We start from the raw sequence: 18,123 nt of genomic DNA, 5'->3' as shown, positions 1-18,123 counted from the left end.
AGCGCTGGCGAGCGTCTGCTACGCCATTTCCACCACGATCTTGCCGAAGGCGCCGCGGTCGAGATGGTCGAGCGCGTCCTGCAGCGCGGCGAGCGGGTAGCGGGCGTCGATCACCGGCTCGAGGCCGGTACGCTCGACGGCGGCGACGAAATCCTCCAACGCCCGGCGATGGCCGACGCTGATGCCCTGCAGCGTCACGTTCTTCAGCATCAGCGGGCCGCCGGGCAGGGTGATCTCGAAGCCTTCCAGCACGCCGATCTGCGAGATGCGCCCGCCGACGGCGGCGACCTGCACCGCCTTGCCGGTATGCGCGCCGCCGACGGTCTCGATGATGTGGTCGACGCCGCGATCGCCGGTCAGCGCCAGCACCGCCTCCACCCAGTCGGTCCGCGAGCGGTCGATGCCGTGGCGGGCACCGAGTGCCGTTGCCCGCTCCAGCTTGTCGGCGCTGCCGGAGATCACGATCACCTCGGCGCCATGGGCGTGGGCGATCTGCACGCCGAACAGCGCCACCCCGCCGGTGCCCTCGATCAGCACCGTCTCGCCGGCATGCAGCCGCCCGGTTTCCACCAGCGCGAACCACGCGGTGAGCCCGGCGCAGGGCAGGGTGCTGGCCGCCGCGTCGTCGAGGCTGGCCGGCGCCCGCACGAACCAGTCCTCGGGGAAGGCGACATATTCCGCCAGCACGCCGGGAAGGGTGCCGCCCAGCGTGCGGTAGGGCGGGCGGCGGGCGTCGCCGAGCGGCCGGCCCTCGATCCAGCCCGGCGAGAAGGTGGAGATCACCCGCTCGCCCTCCCGGAAGCGGGTCGCGCCCGCGCCGGTCGCCACCACCGTGCCGGCGAGGTCGGAGGCCGGGGTGAACGGGTAGTCGAGGGCGAGACCCATTCCGGTCTCGATCATCAGCTTGTCGCGATAGTTCAGCGACGCCGCGCGGACCTGCACCAGCACCTCGCCGGCGCGCGGGGTGGGACGCGCCACCTCCCGCAGTTCCAGACTGTGGCGGCCGAGGCCGTCCATCTCCCAGCGTTTCATCGTCTCGCTCATGGCCAACTCCTGCTTGCGCGATAGGGTGGCTTCCGATGTATCGTTGATGGATGGGACGCAGTGGCGATAAGAATTCGCCGAATTGTCGCCGAATGGGAGCCAATCGGATGCGCGAGGTGCTGAGCGGGCTCGACGTCTTCGTCGCGGCGGTGGAGGCGGGCAGCTTCGCCGCCGCCGCCGAGCGGGCCAACCTCACCCGCTCGGCGGTCGCCAAGACGGTGGCACGGCTGGAGGCGCGGCTCGGCACCCGGCTGTTCCAGCGCACCACGCGCAGCCAGGCGCTCACCGAGGACGGCCAGCTCTATTACGAGCGCTGTCTGCGCGCGCTGGAGGAATTGCGCGCCGGGCATGCCGTGCTGGAATCGGGCCGGCGCGAGGCGACCGGGCGCCTGCGGGTGTCGATGCCCGTGCTGTTCGGCCGGCGCTGCGTCGCCCCGGTGCTGGCCCAGCTGGCGGCGCGGCACCCGAAGCTGGAACTCGACCTCTCCTTCAGCGACCGGCCGGTCGATCTCGTCGAGGACGGTTTCGACCTCGCCATCCGCAACGGCGCCCTCGGCGACGGCGCCGGGCTGATGGCGCGCACGGTCGGCATGCAGCGCATGGTGGTGTGCGCCGCCCCCGCCTATCTCGCCGCGCACGGCGCGCCGCGCGATCTCGACGCTCTCGCCGCCCATCACGCCGTCACCTATGGGCGGGCCGGCCGCATCCGCGTCTGGCAGTTTCCGCTGGCCGACGGGCTCAGGGAGGTGACACCGCCGAGCCGGCTGCGCCTCGACGATCTCGAAGCCATCGCCGACGCGGCGGAGGCCGGCCACGGCCTCGGCTGGCTGCCCTGCTGGCTGGTCCGCGACCGGGTGCGGGCCGGCACCCTTGTGCCGGTGCTGAAGGACCTGCCGCAACTGGTCTTCGCCACCCATGCGCTGTGGCCGCAGGCGCCGCACATGCCCTTGCGGCTGCGCCTCGCACTCGACATCCTTGCCGTCGCGCTGCCCGGCAGCGCCGAATTGTGACGGCCGATTGTGAAGCCGCGAGGGATTCTCTAAACCGGGTCGGAGCGGCCGCCGCCGAGGCTGGACCGCTCAGATTCCAAATGGCGGACGCATGATCTTGGCCGAGCCCCGATCCCACGAGCCCCGATCGCACGAGCTCCGATCTGACGAGTTCCTGCCCGCCTATGTCCGGCCCGTGCTGGCTGGCTTCCGCAAGTTCCGCGGCTTCCTGCACGAGACCGGCTTTCCCGACATCGCCGCGCATCCGATCTTCGCGGTGCGCGACGACACGGCGAATCTCGTCGCCTCCTATCTCGGCAGTGCCAGCGAGCGCGGGCTGGCCAGCTGGATCGGCGATCAGGTGGCGGCGGTGCACACCAGCCGCGCCTTCGAGCGCCATGCCGAGGAGCTGCGCGCCCGTCTGCCGGAGCAGCGCGTTCCGCGCATGCGCGACGTGCTGCCGCCCTTGCCCGGCTTCGTGGAGATGCGGGCGGACCTCCAGCGCGAGCTGGCGGCGGCGCTGAACAGGGTGCCGCACGCGCAGGTCGACGCCCTGTTGCGGCAGGTGCTGCGCACCGGGCTGTTCGCCGAGGCGTTCGGCCAGCAGACCGTGGCGATCTGGCTGGAGGATTTCTTCCACGCCCAGCGGGCGACGGCGCTGCGCATGCTCGAATGGCTGGACACGCCGGAGAGCGTCGGCCCGGAGCGGCAGATGCTGCTCGACATCGCCGTCCGCCACTATCTGCAGGTCCGCTATTTCGAGCGGGCGCACGATCTGCTCAGCCGCGCGGCCGCCCGGCGCGCACCGGGGCAGGATTACGACCCGCGCTTCCTCGACGGGCTCTGGTACACCGCCTTCCGCCTCGGCCGGCACGACGAGGCGCGCGCCTGGCTGGAGGAATGGTCGAATATCCGCCCGCTGCTGAAGCAGCCGCTGGTGAACCGGGCGGTGCTCGTCGCCTATCAGGACAAGGACGAGGCCTGCCGCCTTCTGGAGCGGGCCGGCGTGCTCAGCTGCCGTTCCACCGTGTCGGGCCAGGTGCTCTATTGCGAGTACCATCTGGAGCGCGGCCGCACGCATGAGGCGGAAGTATCGATCCGCGAGGTCATCGATGCCCAGCCGCCGGAAACCCCGCCGCCGGTGCAGTATCTGATCGCGCTGCATAACGTGCTGAGCCAGCGCGGCGAGAAGACCAGGATCCTGCGCGACGTGTTCCGCCGCGACGACATGGAGCTCGCCTGGGACGAATTCGGCCTCGACACCGTCGTCGATCTCAGCCGCGACGTCGAGGCGGCGGACGCCCGGGTGGCGGTGGTGATGACCGCCTTCAACGCGCAGGAGCACCTTGCCCGCGCCATCGAGGGCGTGCTCGGCCAGAGCGTGCCGGGCGTGCGCCTCATCGTCGTCGACGACTGTTCGTCCGACGGCACCGAGGCGATCTGCGCGCCGCTGGCGGCGGAGGGCCAGCTGACCTATCTGCGCACGCCGCGCAATGTCGGGACCTATGCGGCGAAGAATCTCGGCATCGCCGAGGCGCTGCGCGCCGGGTGCGACTACGTCACCCTGTGCGACGCTGACGATTTCTGGCTGCGCACCCATGTCGCGCATCATCTGCGTGTCATGCAGGCGCAGCCCGAGCTGAAATGCACGACCTCGCAATGGCTGCGGGTGCGCTCGGACGCCACCATCGAATGCGGCATGCGCGGCCGCTATGTCGAGGAGTGCCCGCATTCGACCTTCTTCACCGCCGACGTGTTCGCCGAGGTCGGGCTGTTCGACCCGGTGCGCTTCGGCGCCGACCGCGAATTCCTGCAGCGGGTGCGCCTGCATTTCGGTTCGATGGCGCTGTCGGTGGTCCGGCTGGTGCTGACGCTGGGCCGCCGGCACGGGCTGTCGCTCACCCAGTCCGGGGCGGGAGCGATTTCGGAATTCAGTGAATCGCCGATGCGCATCGCCTATTGGAAGGCGTGGAACGACTGGCACGACGAGGAAGTCGCCGCCGGCCGCCTGCCGCGCCTCGACGGCGAACTGGGTAGCCGGCCATTTGCGGTACCCGAGGAAATGCTGCCCTGACCTAACGGCAGGTACGCTCCTCATCACAGGGCGGTGATGTGGAAAGCCGCATCCCTGTGGCTGAACTGCAACGCCGCTGCTGCGGGTGGCGTCGGGCCTTACGGCCGCGGCGGCGCATACACGCGGGACATCGGTATGCAACCTAGAATACGGCAGTGCAATGGCGGGCAAGGCGAGGGAGCGACGCCTTGCAATCGCCGATTCTCGTAACAATCCAACCTTGGTGGTGAATTGCACGCAATTTTTGTTCAGTAGAAAAAATAAAATATTCAGCGATGCGTGATGTTCCGGCCATGGCGCAGGCGAGTGTCCGGATGAAAGCTATCCTTTTCGGAAAAAGATATGGAATATTAACCTAGGAGATGAAGGTTTATCTGTGAGGCAATCGCGGTCCCCGCGGGCGGGAGTGCGAACGACACGTCCTCCTAAACTAGCGATGGCGTCGGTCGGAGGCCGCCTTGGCCGGGTTGGCGGGGTAGCAGTGCGATGAATGACTTGGGCGTGTGACATATTTGTCATTTTATCTGCCCCTGCGTTGCGGCATGATCAGCTCATCAAAGTTTCCAGTGAATGTTGGCGTGTGGGCTGGGAAGCTGACGTCGACTTCAGATTTCGAAGGGTTCTGGCCATGAAGAAGTTTCTCCTTGCTGCTGTCAGCGTCGTTGCCTTGGCCAGCCCGGCTCTCGCCGCCGATCTGGCCGCCAAGTATCCGGTGAAGGCCCCGATCGCCCCGGTGCCGGTGTTCACCTGGACCGGCTTCTACATCGGCGGCAACATCGGCTACCTCTGGGCGGACGGCTCGGGTGGCTCGTCCATCGACGGCTACGGCTCCGGTATGTGGGCCGGCAGCGGCAGCGGCTTCACCTACGGCGCCCAGGTTGGCTACAACTACCAGGTCGACTCGTGGGTGTTCGGTATCGAGGCTGATATCCAGGGCGTCGCCGGCAGCGGCAGCTATGGCGGCATCGCCGGCTCCACCTGGTACGGCAACGATTGGGACTCCGACTATTTCGGCACCATCCGCGGCCGTATCGGTTACGCCTGGGATCGCGTCCTGGTGTACGGCACCGCCGGTGCCGCCTACGGCCAGACTTCGGTCAGCGGCAACATCGGCGGCGTTGCCTACGACGCCTCGGCCGACTACTGGACCTGGACCGTGGGTGCCGGCGTCGAGTACGCCTTCGCCGACAACTGGACCGTCAAGGGCGAGTACCTCTATCTCGGCGACCCGGACACCAAGCCGCAGCTGCCGGGCGGCTTCGACAACTGGGGCCACATCAACACCAACGTCGTCCGCATCGGCGTGAACTACAAGTTCTGATCGGCGGGCCGGCCGACAAGGCCGGCTTTCCGGGCCGGACGGGGTCGCGAGATCCTTTTGGCAGCATTCGAAGGGCGGGGTCGGACAGGATGGTCTGGCTCCGCTCTTTTCGTTTCGGGCGAGCGGGTCCGGACGGTCCTCTCGGCGGTGGGCTTCTCAAGAGCTGCGGGCGTCGTCCGCAAGGTCGAGTACGTCGTCCAGGCCGGGCCTTCCGGTTCGGCGAAGCCGTCAACCGGCCGATAGTCGCGATGCCCCGTCGGCAGCTCGCGCCAGCGGCCTCTATCCCGCCGGCCGCAGAGACCGCCGCTCTAGCCGGCCCGTCCCGCCAGCATGTGCAGCGTGTGGCGGCCGATCATGCGTTCCTCGTCGGTGGGAACGACCAGCAGCGGCACGGCGCTGTCGGCCGCCTCGATGCGCGGCGCGCCGGCGGCATTCGCCGCCGCGTCGAGCCGCACGCCGAGCCAGGCCAGCCGCCCGGCGATGCCGGCGCGCACCTCCGGCGAATGCTCGCCGATACCGGCGGTGAAGACGAGGGCGTCGAGCCCGCCCAGCGTGGTGGCCAGCGCCGCCACCGCCTGCGCCACCTTCAGGCAGAAGAACTCCACCGCCAGCGCCGCCTCCGGCGCCGGGCTGGCGATGAGTTCGCGCATGTCGTTGCTGATGCCGGAGAGGCCGAGCAGCCCGCTCTGGTTGTACAGCATGCGCCCGACCTCGGCGGCGGACAGGCCCTTCTGCTCGATCAGGTGCAGCACCACGCCGGGGTCGAGCGCGCCGGAGCGCGTGCCCATCGGCAGCCCGTCCAGCGCGGTGAAGCCCATGGTGGATTCGATGCTGCGCCCGTCGCGCAGCGCGCAGGCGGAGGCGCCGGAGCCGAGATGCGCCACCACCACCCGGCCGCCGGCGATCTCCGGCTCGGCGAGGCGCAGAGCCGAGGCGACATATTCATAGGACAGGCCATGGAAGCCGTAGCGCCGCACGCCCTCGTCATAGAGCGCGCGGGGCAGGGCGAAGCGCTCGGACAATTCGGGGTGGCCGCGATGGAAGGCGGTGTCGAAGCAGGCGACCTGCGGCAGCTCCGGCCGCCGCTCGCGCAGCACCCGGATCGGGTCGAGATTGCTCAGCTGGTGCAGCGGCGCCAGCGGGATGAAGCCGGTCAGGGTCTCCATCACCTTGTCGTCGACGATCACCGGGCCGGAAAAGGTCGGCCCGCCATGCACCACGCGATGGCCGATGCCGATCATATGGTAGCCGTCGAGGTGCGGCAGCAGCCAGTCGCCGATCACGTGCTGCGCGACGGTGGCGGTGGCGACCTCGTCGGCGGCGAAGGAGCGGTCGACCAGCGTGGCGCCGGCGGCGTCCTTCACCTTGAGGCGCGGCAGCCGGCCGATGCCGTCGAGCGCGCCGCCGAGCTCGAGGGCGATATCGTCGCCCACCACCCGGTAGAGCTTGAACTTGATGCTGGAGGAGCCGGCATTGACGACGAAGAGGGCAGGGACGGCAGCGGGATCGGTCACGGCGGAGCCCCAGGTTGCGATGCGGCACGCCAGCCTAGCAGCCAGAGAGCGGTTCGGCATCCTCTGCCTGCCGCGGCGTCGTCCTCATCGGCCATTTTCGGCGCCGTATCGCCCGGATCGTCCACCTCACCGGCCCGTGGTCGATGATGCCGGCCGGATCGGTCGCGGTGGCCCGGATTGGCCGCACCGTCCACCGCACCGGCCTTGAGGTGAGGGAGGCGGCACGCTGCCATGCCTCCCCGATGGTCGCCGCAAAGGCCGACCGGTATCAATCCAATGTGATCATTGGTCGCGATATGGTGGCGATTCAGCCTTCTTCGGCGGCGCGCAGCTGCTTGTCGAGCAGCTTGCGTTCCACCGTGCGCAAATGGTTGCGCATGGCATTGGCGGCCCCGGCCATGTCGCGGTGCTCGATGGCGTCGACGATCGCCTCGTGCTCCCGGAAGCTGTGATGATCCGGCGCCGGGCGCACCGGCAGGGCGCGCAGCCGACCCCAGGTCACGGCGCGGCGCACCGCGTTCAGCGTGTCGAACAGGCCGAGCAGCAGGCCGTTCTGCGTCGCCTCGGCGATGGTGCGGTGCAGGCGGGTGTCCCAGCCCTCATATTGCCGCCAGCTGTCGGCCTGCCGCGAGCGGGCGAGGCACAGCCGCATCTCGGTGATGTCGGCCGGCGTGGCGGTGAAGGCGGCGGCGCGGGCGATCTCCGGCTCGATCACGATGCGGGCGCGCATCACTTCCGCCGGGTTGGAGCGCCGTGCCAGCGCCGCGATGTCGGCGAAGGTGTCGAGCGGCCGGCTGCCCATGAAGGTGCCCTTGCCGACATGCCGCCAGATCTGCCCTTCCGCCTCCAGCACGTCGAGCGCCTTGCGCAGCTCGGTGCGCGAGATGCCGAGCGCCGCCGAGAGCTCGCGCTCGGGCGGCAGCCGGCCGTCGTCGGGCAGGTCGCTCTGGGCGAGAAAGGCCCGCAACTGGGTCACGGTGCTCTTCTGCGTGTGCGGGTCGGCGTCGGTGGTCAGGCTGTCCATGCGCATCAACCAAATATGGAATTGGTTCAATCTATGTCGCGGCTGTTACGCCGGGTCAAGTGGATTTGACCTTGACCAAGCGTTAGCTCCATTATAGACCAAATGCAAATTGGTATCTGACCTCGCGGCTCGATCCGCAGGTTGATCAGCGGCGGATCCAACCGCCTGGCCGTCATGGGAGACTGGAAATGCTCAAGAATTTGACGAAGGGGCCTTGGACACTGTCCGGCGCGGCGCTCGCGATTGGTTTCGGTGCCGTACTGTTGGCGGCGCCGCAGGCGGAAGCGAAGGTGCGCGTCGCCTATGGCGACATCGCCAGCGTCGAGAACCTGCATCTGCTCGCCGCCTTCGAGCTCGCCAAGACCAAGGGCGTCGAGGTCGAGATGACCTATCTGAAGTCCGAGGACATCGCCGCGCAGGCGGTGGTCAGCGGGCAGGCGGATATCGGCGTCGGCGGGCCCTACGCCCTGATCCAGAAGGTGAAGGTGCCGGTGCGCATCTTCCTGCAGCTCTCCACGCTGCGCTTCTACCCGGCTGTGAACGCCGAGTTCTACAAGACGTGGAAGGATCTCAACGGGCAGGAAGTCGCGGTGCACTCGCGCGGCTCCGGCACCGAGGCGATCATGAGGCTGATGGAGCAGAAGCAGGGGATCAAGTTCTCCAAGATCAGCTACATCCCCGGCTCGGAGGTGCGCACCGGCGCGCTGCTGCAGGGCAATGTGAAGGCGACCATTGTCGATTCCAACGGTCGCCGGCTGCTGGAGCAGAAGGCGCCCGGCAAGTTCGTCATCCTGCCGATGGACGGCGTCAACGCCACTGACGAGGCGCTGTTCGCCCGCCAGGATTATCTCGACAAGAACCAGAAGGACGTCGACATCATCGTCGAGTCGATCCTCACTACCTGGCGCGAGGTCACCAAGAACCCGGCGATCGTCGCCGAATGGCGCGCCAAGTATAAGCTGCTGCCGGACCTGCCGGCCGACCAGGCCGCTGAAATCACTCCCTATTTCACCGAGCTGGCGCAGGGCAAGGCGTTCCCGCTCAATGGCGGCGGCGCGACGGCGGCCAAGGACGATTTCGCCTTCTACACGCTCTCGGGCCAGCTGACCGGCGAGCCGGCCAGCCTGAAGGTCGAGGAGTTCTGGGCGCTCGAGCCGCTGAACCGCGTGCTCGGCAAGGTCGGCACGAACTGAGGCGGGTGGCATGTCGGCACCCGCCCACGCGAACGGCTCGCCACGAGCCCTTCCCGGCACCGGGGCTTCCTCCTTCTGGGGGAAGCTTTTGGAGCATCGCACGGCCCTCTGGCGCACCGCCTCGATCGGCCTGTTCTTTCTCGTCTGGGAGATCGCCGGGCGGATTCCGATCAGCTTTGCCTTCCCGACCTTCCTGGAGACGCTGCGCGCCTTCCTGACCATGCTGTTCGACGGCTCCTTCGTCGCCGCCTATGCCGAGACCCTGCAGCCGCTGGTAATCGGCATCGCCATCTCCGCCGTGCTCGGGGTGGGGCTGGGCATCGTGATGGGGCTGTCGCGCTTCGCCGAATGGTTGGTGGCGCCGATCTTCATCGTGCTGCAGGCGGCGCCGATGGCGGCGCTGATTCCGCTGATCACCTTCGTCTACGGAATCGGCCTCGTCTCCAAGACGCTGGCGGTGGTGATGCTCGCCCTGCCGGTGATCGCGCTCAATGGCTATAAGGCGGTACGAAATACCAATCCGTCATTGGTTGACATGTGCCGCTCCTTTCAGGGAAGCTGGTGGCAACGGATCGTGAAGATCATCCTGCCCGACGCCTCCCCCATTATCTTTGCCGGCTTACGTTTGGGTCTCGCCGCGGGTTTCATCGGTGTGATTCTCGCCGAGCTGCTGATCACCCCGACCGGGATCGGTGACCTCATCACCTATCACCGCTCGGTCGCCGACTACCCCGAAATGTACGCCGCCGTCGTCTCCATCATCCTCGTCTCGACGCTAACCCTTTCCGCCCTCGAAGCTTTCGAGGTCCGGGTGCTGCGTCCCGAAAAGAAGAAGGGCTGAGCCATGCGCAACATCACCGCCGCGGCCAGCGCGGCCGCCACCGTTCCCTCGCCGGACGCGGCCGTCGAAGTGCGCGGCATCTGCAAGATGTACGCGGAGATGGAGGCGCTGCGCTCCATCGACCTCGACTTCCCCGCCGGCAAGCTCACCACGCTGCTCGGCCCCTCCGGCTGCGGCAAGACCACGCTGCTGAAGATCATCGCCGGCCTCATCCCGGCCACCTCTGGCGAGGTGCGGGTCAACGGCAAGCCGGTCACCGGGCCCGGTCCCGAGCGTGCCTTCGTGTTCCAGGACTTCGCGCTGATGCCCTGGGCCACCGTGATGCGCAACGTCGCCTTCGGCCTTGAATTGAAAGGTGTCGGCAAGGATGAGCGCCAGGCGGTGGCGCAGAAATACATCGCCGAGGTCGGGCTGTCGGGCTTCGAGAACAAGTACCCGCACGAGCTTTCCGGCGGCATGCGCCAGCGCGTCGGCCTTGCCCGCGCCTTCGCGGTGAACGCCGACGTACTGCTGCTCGACGAGCCGTTCTCGGCGGTCGACGAGCAGAACCGGCGCAAGTTCCAGGAGGACCTGTTGCGCCTCGTCGATCTGGAGAAGAAGACCTTCATCTTCGTCACCCATTCGATCGAGGAGGCGGTCTACTGCTCCGACCGCATCGTCATCCTGTCGCGTCGGCCGGGCCGGGTCGCGCAGATCATCGAGCCGGAGATCGACCGTACTGCCAGTCCCGATGCCATCCGCCGCGACCAGGGCTACCTCGATACGGTCGAGGAGATCTGGCAGGGCCTCAAGCGCTATGTCGACTAGGGGAGGCGGGACATGACCTTATTCGGCTATCGCGTGCCGATGATGGCCTCGCTGCTGGCGTGGTGCGTCATCTGGGAAATCGTCGGGCAGGCGGGTGTTTCCTTCCTCGTTCCGCCGCTCTCCGATGTACTGGTCGCCGCCTTCTCGCTGGTGCAGACCGGCTCATGGCAGGCGGCGGCGCTCACCACGCTGAACAGCTTCCTGATCGGCATGGCGCTCGCCATCGTCGCCGGCGTGGTGATCGGCGTGCTGATGGGGCGCTCCACCCTGGCCGACAATTTGCTGGGCATCTGGGTCAACATCTTCGTGTCGGCGCCGCTGTCGGCGCTGGTGCCGGTGCTGATGATTCTGTTCGGTATGGGCGAGACCACGGTGGTGGTCACCGTGTTCCTGTTCGCCGTGTGGATCATCGTGCTCGACACCCGCGCTGGCATCCAGGCGGTGCCGCGCTCGCTGGAGGAAATGGGCCGCAGCTACGGGGCAGGGGGCTTGCGCCTCTATTCCAAGATCATCCTTCTCGCCGCCCTGCCGGAAATCCTCGCGGGTATCCGGCTTGGCATGGTGCGCGGCGTGAAGGGCGTGGTGATCGGGCAATTGCTCGTCTCCATCATCGGCTATGGCGAATTGTTCGAACTCTACTCGCGCAATTTCGACATGGAGAATTTCTGGGCGCTGACCATCATCCTGTTCGCCGCGGCGATGGGACTGTCGGCCCTGATCGAGAACATCGAAAAACGCGTCGAATATTATGCAGGAGTCCGCTGATGAACGCGCCGCTTGACACCACCGCCTATGTCATCGCCCCGCCGGGCATTCCCACCCTGCCGGTGGCCGGCAGCGACAAGCTGTTCCCGATCCACCGCATCTATTGCGTCGGGCGCAACTATGCCGAGCACGCGATCGAGATGGGCCACGATCCCGACAAGGAGCCGCCCTTCTTCTTCCAGAAGAACCCGGACAACGTCATCACCGGCGGCTCGTTCCCCTATCCCGACAAGTCGAAGGACGTGCACTACGAGCTCGAAATGCTCGTCGCCATCGGCAAGGGCGGAGTGAACATCCCGGTCGAGAGCGCCATGGAGCATGTGTGGGGCTATGGCGTCGGCCTCGACATGACCCGCCGCGACCTGCAGGGCGAGGCCAAGAAGCTCGGCCGCCCGTGGGAAGTCGGCAAGGCCTTCGAGGCCTCGGCTCCCTGCTCGGCGCTGGTTCCGGCCTCGCAGATCGGCCACCCGACCGACGGCAAGGTGTGGCTGAAGGTCAATGGCGAGCTGCGCCAGAGCGGCGATCTCAACCAGATGATCTGGAAGGTGCCGGAGATGATCTCCTACCTCTCGGGTCTGTTTGAGCTGCGGCCGGGCGACATCATCATGTCCGGCACGCCGGCGGGCGTCGGCGCCATCGTGCGCGGCGACAAGATGGAAGGTGGCGTCGACGGCGTCGGCACGCTCGACGTGACCGTGGTCTGATCGCGACCACCTGACGCAACGCAGCTTCTCGACCCCGCCGGCCCTTGGTGGCCGGCGGGTTTTTTATTGCCTGACAGGTATTTGCACGGCCGTTGCCTGTGATTGAACTTAAATACCATAGACTCTATAGAAAATATGTTGACCTGCCGCCGATCCTGCGTTTTCTTGAAGCACGATACGCGGCACGGCCGTGGCAGCGAGGGATGCGGATATGCGCTGGATATGCCGATGTCGGCCCTGAGCCGGGCAAGCTGACGCCCGTTCCGCGCATCCGTGACCTCCATTCCCTGCCGGGGATTTCGACATGACCCTTTCCACATTGCCTCCGAGCCCCTCCGATGGGCTCAACGTCTTCTGGTTCCTGCCCACGCATGGCGACGGGCGCTATCTCGGGACCGCGACCGGCGGGCGGGCGGTGACACTCGATTATCTGCGTCAGGTGGCGCAGGCGGCTGACTCGCTCGGCTTCTACGGCGTGCTGATCCCGACGGGTAAGAGCTGCGAGGATTCCTGGCTGGTCGCCTCGGCGCTGGCGCCGGCCACCAAGCGGCTGCGCTATCTGGTGGCGGTCCGTCCGGGTCTCGCCTCGCCGACCCTCTATGCCCGCATGACCGCCACCCTCGACCGCATCTCCGAGGGGAGGCTGCTGATCAACATCGTCACCGGCGGCGATCCGGTGGAGAATGCCGGCGACGGCATCTTCCTCGATCACGACGCCCGTTACGAGGTGACGCAGGAATTCCTCGACATCTACCGGCCGCTACTGGCCGGCGAAACGGTGACCTACCAGGGCAAGCATCTGAAGGTAGAAGGCGGCAATGTGCTGTTCCCGCCGGTGCAGCCGGGCGGGCCGCCGCTCTATTTCGGCGGCTCCTCACCGGCCGCAAGCGCGGTCGCGGCCGAGCATGTCGATGTCTACCTCACCTGGGGCGAGCCGCCGGCGGCGGTGAAGGCCAAGATCGCCGAGATACGTCGGCAGGCGGAGGCGCGCGGGCGCAAGGTGCGCTTCGGTATCCGCTTGCACGTCATCGTGCGCGAGACCAATGCGAAGGCCTGGGAGGCGGCGGAAGACCTCATCCACCATCTCGACGACGCCACCATCGCGGCGGCGCAGAGCGTATTCTCCCGGCTGGATTCGGTCGGGCAGGCGCGGATGAGCGCCCTGCATGGCGGACGTCGCGACAAGCTGGAAGTGAGCCCGAACCTCTGGGCCGGCGTGGGTCTGGTGCGTGGCGGCGCGGGCACCGCGCTCGTCGGCGACGGCGCGACGGTGGCGGCGCGGATCGAGGAATATGCCGAGCTCGGCATTGAGAGCTTCATCTTCTCCGGCTACCCGCATCTGGAAGAAGCCTATCGCGTCGGCGAGCTGGTGCTGCCCCGGCTCAAGCTCAACCACGACATCGCCCGCGCCGCCACCACGGTGAACACCGGGCCGTTCGGCGAGACCATCGCCAATGATTACCGGCCGGTCCGGCAGGCGGCGCAGTCATGAGCGGCAAACTCAACGTCGTCGGTATTAGCGGCAGCCTCTCGGCCCCGTCCCGGACCCTCTCGCTGGTGCAGTTCGCCACCGAGCGGCTGGGACGAGAGCTCGACGCCCGCGTCCAGGTGGTGGACGTCTCCCGCCTGCCGCAGCTCGGCCTCATGCGCTCGCGCGAAGCCGCCGGGCGCGAGGAGACCGCCGCCTTCGCCGCCGTGGAGGCCGCGGACCTGCTGGTGATCGGCTCGCCGGTCTACAAGGGCTCCTATTCCGGCCTGTTCAAGCACTTCATCGACTTTGTCGATTATGGCGGGCTGGTGGGCAAGCCGGTGGCGCTGCTGGCGACCGGCGGCAGCGAGCGCCATGCGCTGGTGATCGAGCATCAGCTGCGGCCGCTCTTCGCCTTCTTCCAGGCCCAGCCGCTCGGCACCGGCCTGTTCCTCACCGAGCGTGAATGGTCCGGCTCGGCCCTGATCGGTGAGCCGGCGGAGCAGCGCTTCGAGCGGTTGGTGCACGAGGCGGTCAGCGTGGTCCGCCACGCGACCCTGCCCTTGGCGATCGCGGCGGAGTGAGCTGATGAGCGTCGCCGCCATCCGGTCGAGGGAACGATGTAGCGCCGCGCGCTGAGCGCGCATCCTCCACTCATGCCACGCCCTTTCCGCCGCCGCCGCGAGACGACATCCCGCGCGAAGGCCGACGCTCGACCTTGAGGACACCATCGATGAAACGCTTTATCCGTGCCGCCGCGCTTTCCCTCGCCATGTTCGGCGCCGCCGCCGGCTCGGCCTCCGCCGAAGGGCTCATCCGCATCTCCGAGCAGTTCGGCACGCTCTACATTCCCTTCCACATCCTTCGCGACCAGAACCTGATCGAGAAGCACGGCAAGGAGCTGGGCATCGACGTCAAGGTCGAGTGGGCGAAGCTGTCCGGCGGCAATGCGGTGAACGACGCGCTACTGTCTGGCTCGGTCGACATCGCCTCCGCCGGCATCGGCCCGTTCTTCACGGTGTGGGATCGCACCAAGGGAGCGGTGAAGATCGTCGGTGCCTTCGGGGCGACGCCGAACTACCTGCTCACCAACAAGCCGGACATCAAGAGCCTGAAGGATTTCGGACCGAACGACCGTATCGCCACCCCGGCGGCCGGCGTGTCGGTGCAGGCGCGTACGCTGCAGATTGCCGCCGAGAAGGAGTTCGGTCCCGGCAATCAGGGCAAGCTCGACGGGATCCAGGTGACACTGCCGCATCCCGACGCCACGGCGGCGCTGATCTCCGGCTCCACCGAGATCACCGGGCATCTCTCCAACTCGCCGTTTCAGGAGCAGGCGCTGAAGGACCCGAAGGTCCACAAGGTGTGGTCGTCCTATGACGTGCTCGGCGGCCCCTTCACCCCGACGGTGGCCTACACGACGCTGAAATGGCGCGACGCCAACCCGAAGACCTACGAGGCGTTCTTCCGCGCTTTCAAGGAAGCGACCGAGATTGCCGCCAAGAATCACCAGCTGGCCGCGGATACCTATGTGAAGGTCGAGAAGTCCAAGCTCGATCCGGCCTTCGTGAAGCAGATCATCGACAATCCGGAGGTGCAGTTCACCCTGGTGCCGCTTAAGAGCGAGGTGTTCGGCGACTTCCTGTTCCGCACCGGAGCGATCAAGACCCAGCCCGGTAGCTGGAAGAGCTACACCTTCCCGGAACTGCACGACCAGGCGGGGAGCTGACCGATGCTCGCACCGGCCACCGAGACGGCGCATCAGGTGAAACCCGCCACCCCGCTCTTCGAGGCGCGCGGTCTGACCCTCGACTACGCGACCGAGCGCGGGCCGGTGCGGGCGGTCGACGCCGTCGACTTCACCCTCGCCAAGGGCGAGCGGCTGGTGCTGCTCGGTCCCTCCGGCTGCGGCAAGTCCTCGATCCTCAAGGCAGCCGCCGGCTTCATCGCCCCGAGCGCCGGCACGCTGACACTGCGCGGCCGGCCGATCACCGGGCCGGGACCGGATCGCATCGTGGTGTTCCAGGAATTCGACCAGCTGCTGCCCTGGAAGACGGTGCTCGACAATGTCGCCTTCCCGCTGATCGCCACCCGCCGCAAGAAGAAGGACGAGGCGCGCGAGATCGCCGCCGGCGCCCTGCGACGGGTCGGGCTGGAGCGCGTGCTGCACAGCTATCCACATACCCTGTCCGGCGGCATGAAGCAGCGTGCCGCCATAGCGCGGGCGCTCGCGGCGAGCCCGGACGTGCTGCTGATGGACGAGCCCTTTGCTGCGCTCGACGCGCTCACCCGGCTGCAGATGCAGCGCGACCTTCTGGACATTGCCCGCGAGACCGGCCTGACGCTGTTGTTCGTCACCCATGACATCGACGAGGCCGTGCTGATCGGCACGCGGCTGCATCTGCTCAGCGCCCATCCCGGCCGCACCATCACCACGCTCGACGTCTCCGCCTTCGACATGCGCGACCTCGGCACCGCCGCTTTCGAAACGGTGAGCCGCCGCGTGCATGCCGCGCTGTTCGACAAGGCGACGGCGGACTAAGGGCGGGAGCAAAATCATGAGCGATATTCCGGTCTTCGACGCCGTCTCCCGAGATCCTGCCGCCGCCACCGCTGCGGCGCCGCGCTGGCGGGAGGGCGTGCGACGCCTGACGCGCGCGCTGTGGTTCCGTCGTCTCACCGTGCTGGTGGTGCTGGCACTGGGCTGGGAACTGGCGGCCCGATGGCAGGACAATCCCATCCTGCTGCCGAGTTTCCTCGAGGCCTTCGCCGCCTTTCGCGAGGCGAGCCTGAACGAGGGATTGCTGGCGGCCGCCGTCGCCTCGCTCGCCGTGCTGGTGAAGGGCTATGTCGCGGCGATCGTCATCGCCACCGTCATTGTCGCCTTCGCCGTGGCCAACGGCTTCGTGCGCGATGCCCTGCAGACGGTGGCGGCCATGCTGAGCCCGCTGCCGGCTATCGCGCTGCTGCCTCTGGCGTTGCTGTGGTTCGGCCTTGGCCAGGCGAGCCTGCTGTTCGTGCTGATCAATGCGGTGGTGTGGCCCTTCGCACTCGCAGCCCTGCAGGGCTTCGAGGGGGTGCCGGAGACGCATCGCCTCGTGGGCCGCAACTACGGGCTGACGGGGCCGGCCTATGTCCGGCAGATCCTCATCCCGTCGGCGCTGCCGGCGCTGATCTCCGGCATGCGGGTCGGCTGGGCCTTTGCCTGGCGCACGCTGATCGCGGCCGAACTGGTGTTCGGGGTGAGCTCCAGCTCCGGCGGCCTCGGCTGGTTCATCTTCCGCGCCCGCAACGAGCTCTATACCGATCGCGTCTTCGCCGGCCTCGCCACGGTGATCCTCATCGGCCTGCTGGTCGAAGCGGTGGCGTTCCGTGGCCTGGAGAGCGCCACCGTCCGTCGCTGGGGCATGCTGCGCTGACCTGGGAAGGCTACTTCCCGTCGAGTGAGGGGCGGGCATTGCCCGGCAGGTGGCCAGTGGGGCGCTTTGCCGGTGATTTCCGGTGGTTGTCGTTCGTCAGCGGGCGCGGATGCGAAACTTCGTCCAGCGCCGGCTGGAGGGGAGGACCGGGCGGAGTAGGGCGGTCCTCGAGCACGGCGTCGACATCGGCCGGATCGATGACGACCGGGTTCTGATCGAGTTGGCGCGGATCGCGTACCATGGTGGTCTCCTCGTCTTTTGGAAAGCGGACGGGCGGCCGACGACGCGCGGTCGCCCGTGCTCGTGTGGCTAGCTGGCGGCGCGCATGTTGAGCTTGGACATCGCGACCTTGGAGAGCAGGGCGTCCGCCTTCTTCTCCTCTTCCAGAGTGCGCTGGAGCACGCGGGCGCAGTCGGAGCGACCCAGCTGGTTGGCCCAGGCGATCAGCGTGCCGTAGCGGGTGATCTCATAGTGCTCCACTGCCTGAGCGGCTGCGGCGAGGGCGGCGTCGAGAACTTCCTTGTCCGCGACTTCGCCGCTCACTTCCTCGGCTTCCTTGATGATGCCGTCGATCGCCGGGCAGGTCACCGGCTTGGCCTCGACGCCGTGCAACTGGAACACCTCCAGCAGGCGCTTCACATGGCCCTCGGTTTCCTTGAGGTGATTCTCGAAGCCGGCCTTCAGCTGAGGGTCGGTGGCTTTCTCGATCATCGAAGGGAGTGCCTTCAGGATCCTGTTCTCCGCGTAATAGACGTCGCGGAGCGTGTGAACGAAGAGATCGTCCATTGTCTTGATGTCCTTCGAGAAGAAACCCATGATCTTTCCTCCGGTATGGCGGTAGCAGAAGGTATTTTCTGACCTTTTGACATTGCGTTGAAACGCGACGTCTGGTGCGTCAACCGTCTGCTGTGATCGATGTTCCGACTTTTCCTTTCCGGTCGACGCTTTACCGTCAGCCGT

18 protein-coding genes are annotated in these 18,123 nt (G+C 67.3%); 13 read left to right on the top strand and 5 right to left on the bottom strand.

Annotation, left to right across the window (positions count from 1 at the left end):
* Positions 1-18: 18 nt before the first annotated feature.
* Positions 19-1,044 (bottom strand): zinc-dependent alcohol dehydrogenase family protein, encoded by a 1,026-nt coding sequence (locus KHC28_RS18325; protein ID WP_214009757.1) that lies wholly within the window; start codon positions 1,042-1,044, stop codon positions 19-21.
* Positions 1,045-1,151: 107 nt separating this feature from the next.
* On the opposite strand from KHC28_RS18325, the gene KHC28_RS18320 reads away from it, so the two are divergent.
* The 3 genes from KHC28_RS18320 to KHC28_RS18310 all read left to right on the top strand — a co-directional run bounded on the left by KHC28_RS18320 (position 1,152) and on the right by KHC28_RS18310 (position 5,428).
* Entirely contained in the window at positions 1,152-2,054 is a 903-nt protein-coding gene (locus tag KHC28_RS18320; RefSeq protein ID WP_214009756.1) for a LysR family transcriptional regulator, read from the top strand.
* A gap of 97 nt (positions 2,055-2,151) precedes the next feature.
* Positions 2,152-4,107 carry a glycosyltransferase family A protein gene (locus tag KHC28_RS18315; RefSeq protein ID WP_214009755.1) on the top strand — a complete coding sequence of 652 codons (1,956 nt, stop codon included), beginning with the start codon at positions 2,152-2,154 and terminating at the stop codon, positions 4,105-4,107.
* Between the two features lie 628 nt (positions 4,108-4,735).
* Positions 4,736-5,428, top strand: a complete 693-nt coding sequence (locus KHC28_RS18310; RefSeq protein WP_214009754.1) for an outer membrane protein — start codon at positions 4,736-4,738, stop codon at positions 5,426-5,428.
* A gap of 308 nt (positions 5,429-5,736) precedes the next feature.
* Here KHC28_RS18310 and KHC28_RS18305 read toward each other — a convergent pair whose 3' ends face one another.
* Positions 5,737-6,942, bottom strand: coding sequence for an acetate/propionate family kinase (locus KHC28_RS18305; protein ID WP_312893247.1), 1,206 nt, complete (start codon positions 6,940-6,942; stop codon positions 5,737-5,739).
* A 307-nt stretch (positions 6,943-7,249) separates the two neighbouring features.
* Positions 7,250-7,966, bottom strand: a complete 717-nt coding sequence (locus tag KHC28_RS18300; RefSeq protein WP_214009752.1) for a FadR/GntR family transcriptional regulator — start codon at positions 7,964-7,966, stop codon at positions 7,250-7,252.
* A gap of 188 nt (positions 7,967-8,154) precedes the next feature.
* On the opposite strand from KHC28_RS18300, the gene KHC28_RS18295 reads away from it, so the two are divergent.
* The 10 genes from KHC28_RS18295 to KHC28_RS18250 all read left to right on the top strand — a co-directional run bounded on the left by KHC28_RS18295 (position 8,155) and on the right by KHC28_RS18250 (position 17,163).
* Positions 8,155-9,159, top strand: coding sequence for an ABC transporter substrate-binding protein (locus tag KHC28_RS18295; RefSeq protein WP_214009751.1), 1,005 nt, complete (start codon positions 8,155-8,157; stop codon positions 9,157-9,159).
* A 10-nt stretch (positions 9,160-9,169) separates the two neighbouring features.
* Positions 9,170-10,000 carry an ABC transporter permease gene (locus tag KHC28_RS18290; RefSeq protein WP_214009750.1) on the top strand — a complete coding sequence of 277 codons (831 nt, stop codon included), beginning with the start codon at positions 9,170-9,172 and terminating at the stop codon, positions 9,998-10,000.
* Between the two features lie 3 nt (positions 10,001-10,003).
* A complete protein-coding gene (locus KHC28_RS18285) occupies positions 10,004-10,807 on the top strand; it encodes an ABC transporter ATP-binding protein (protein ID WP_214009749.1) in 804 nt (267 codons plus the stop codon).
* A 12-nt stretch (positions 10,808-10,819) separates the two neighbouring features.
* Positions 10,820-11,572, top strand: coding sequence for an ABC transporter permease (locus KHC28_RS18280; protein ID WP_214009748.1), 753 nt, complete (start codon positions 10,820-10,822; stop codon positions 11,570-11,572).
* Entirely contained in the window at positions 11,572-12,276 is a 705-nt protein-coding gene (locus KHC28_RS18275; protein ID WP_214009747.1) for a fumarylacetoacetate hydrolase family protein, read from the top strand. Before KHC28_RS18280 ends, KHC28_RS18275 begins: the two co-directional genes overlap by 1 nt.
* 304 nt (positions 12,277-12,580) lie before the next feature.
* On the top strand, positions 12,581-13,768 hold the full coding sequence (gene ssuD, locus KHC28_RS18270) for an FMNH2-dependent alkanesulfonate monooxygenase (protein WP_214009746.1): 1,188 nt from the start codon (positions 12,581-12,583) through the stop codon (positions 13,766-13,768).
* Positions 13,765-14,328, top strand: a complete 564-nt coding sequence (locus KHC28_RS18265) for an NAD(P)H-dependent oxidoreductase (RefSeq protein WP_214009745.1) — start codon at positions 13,765-13,767, stop codon at positions 14,326-14,328. The genes ssuD and KHC28_RS18265 overlap by 4 nt, the downstream gene beginning before the upstream one ends.
* Positions 14,329-14,477: 149 nt before the next feature.
* Positions 14,478-15,473 (top strand): ABC transporter substrate-binding protein, encoded by a 996-nt coding sequence (locus KHC28_RS18260; RefSeq protein ID WP_214009744.1) that lies wholly within the window; start codon positions 14,478-14,480, stop codon positions 15,471-15,473.
* A gap of 3 nt (positions 15,474-15,476) precedes the next feature.
* Entirely contained in the window at positions 15,477-16,286 is an 810-nt protein-coding gene (locus tag KHC28_RS18255; RefSeq protein WP_214009743.1) for an ABC transporter ATP-binding protein, read from the top strand.
* A gap of 16 nt (positions 16,287-16,302) precedes the next feature.
* On the top strand, positions 16,303-17,163 hold the full coding sequence (locus tag KHC28_RS18250) for an ABC transporter permease (RefSeq protein ID WP_214009742.1): 861 nt from the start codon (positions 16,303-16,305) through the stop codon (positions 17,161-17,163).
* A 10-nt stretch (positions 17,164-17,173) separates the two neighbouring features.
* Here KHC28_RS18250 and KHC28_RS18245 read toward each other — a convergent pair whose 3' ends face one another.
* Positions 17,174-17,404, bottom strand: a complete 231-nt coding sequence (locus tag KHC28_RS18245) for a hypothetical protein (protein WP_214009741.1) — start codon at positions 17,402-17,404, stop codon at positions 17,174-17,176.
* Between the two features lie 68 nt (positions 17,405-17,472).
* Positions 17,473-17,979 (bottom strand): YciE/YciF ferroxidase family protein, encoded by a 507-nt coding sequence (locus KHC28_RS18240; protein ID WP_214009987.1) that lies wholly within the window; start codon positions 17,977-17,979, stop codon positions 17,473-17,475.
* Positions 17,980-18,123 lie beyond the last annotated feature (144 nt).

Origin of the sequence: Ancylobacter sonchi (genome assembly GCF_018390695.1) — a bacterium.
In the GTDB taxonomy this organism is placed as follows: domain Bacteria; phylum Pseudomonadota; class Alphaproteobacteria; order Rhizobiales; family Xanthobacteraceae; genus Ancylobacter; species Ancylobacter sonchi.
This window is presented reverse-complemented; position numbering and strand designations above follow the sequence as displayed.

What these genes read in the sequence shown, in the direction of transcription:
- KHC28_RS18325 (WP_214009757.1), bottom strand. Translation starts at nt 1,044, where the DNA reads ATGAGCGAGACGATGAAACGCTGGGAGATGGACGGCCTCGGCCGCCAC.
- KHC28_RS18320 (WP_214009756.1), top strand. Translation starts at nt 1,152, where the DNA reads ATGCGCGAGGTGCTGAGCGGGCTCGACGTCTTCGTCGCGGCGGTGGAG.
- KHC28_RS18310 (WP_214009754.1), top strand. Translation starts at nt 4,736, where the DNA reads ATGAAGAAGTTTCTCCTTGCTGCTGTCAGCGTCGTTGCCTTGGCCAGC.
- KHC28_RS18300 (WP_214009752.1), bottom strand. Translation starts at nt 7,966, where the DNA reads ATGGACAGCCTGACCACCGACGCCGACCCGCACACGCAGAAGAGCACC.
- KHC28_RS18295 (WP_214009751.1), top strand. Translation starts at nt 8,155, where the DNA reads ATGCTCAAGAATTTGACGAAGGGGCCTTGGACACTGTCCGGCGCGGCG.
- KHC28_RS18290 (WP_214009750.1), top strand. Translation starts at nt 9,170, where the DNA reads ATGTCGGCACCCGCCCACGCGAACGGCTCGCCACGAGCCCTTCCCGGC.
- KHC28_RS18285 (WP_214009749.1), top strand. Translation starts at nt 10,004, where the DNA reads ATGCGCAACATCACCGCCGCGGCCAGCGCGGCCGCCACCGTTCCCTCG.
- KHC28_RS18280 (WP_214009748.1), top strand. Translation starts at nt 10,820, where the DNA reads ATGACCTTATTCGGCTATCGCGTGCCGATGATGGCCTCGCTGCTGGCG.
- KHC28_RS18275 (WP_214009747.1), top strand. Translation starts at nt 11,572, where the DNA reads ATGAACGCGCCGCTTGACACCACCGCCTATGTCATCGCCCCGCCGGGC.
- ssuD (WP_214009746.1), top strand. Translation starts at nt 12,581, where the DNA reads ATGACCCTTTCCACATTGCCTCCGAGCCCCTCCGATGGGCTCAACGTC.
- KHC28_RS18265 (WP_214009745.1), top strand. Translation starts at nt 13,765, where the DNA reads ATGAGCGGCAAACTCAACGTCGTCGGTATTAGCGGCAGCCTCTCGGCC.
- KHC28_RS18260 (WP_214009744.1), top strand. Translation starts at nt 14,478, where the DNA reads ATGAAACGCTTTATCCGTGCCGCCGCGCTTTCCCTCGCCATGTTCGGC.
- KHC28_RS18255 (WP_214009743.1), top strand. Translation starts at nt 15,477, where the DNA reads ATGCTCGCACCGGCCACCGAGACGGCGCATCAGGTGAAACCCGCCACC.
- KHC28_RS18250 (WP_214009742.1), top strand. Translation starts at nt 16,303, where the DNA reads ATGAGCGATATTCCGGTCTTCGACGCCGTCTCCCGAGATCCTGCCGCC.
- KHC28_RS18245 (WP_214009741.1), bottom strand. Translation starts at nt 17,404, where the DNA reads ATGGTACGCGATCCGCGCCAACTCGATCAGAACCCGGTCGTCATCGAT.
- KHC28_RS18240 (WP_214009987.1), bottom strand. Translation starts at nt 17,979, where the DNA reads ATGGGTTTCTTCTCGAAGGACATCAAGACAATGGACGATCTCTTCGTT.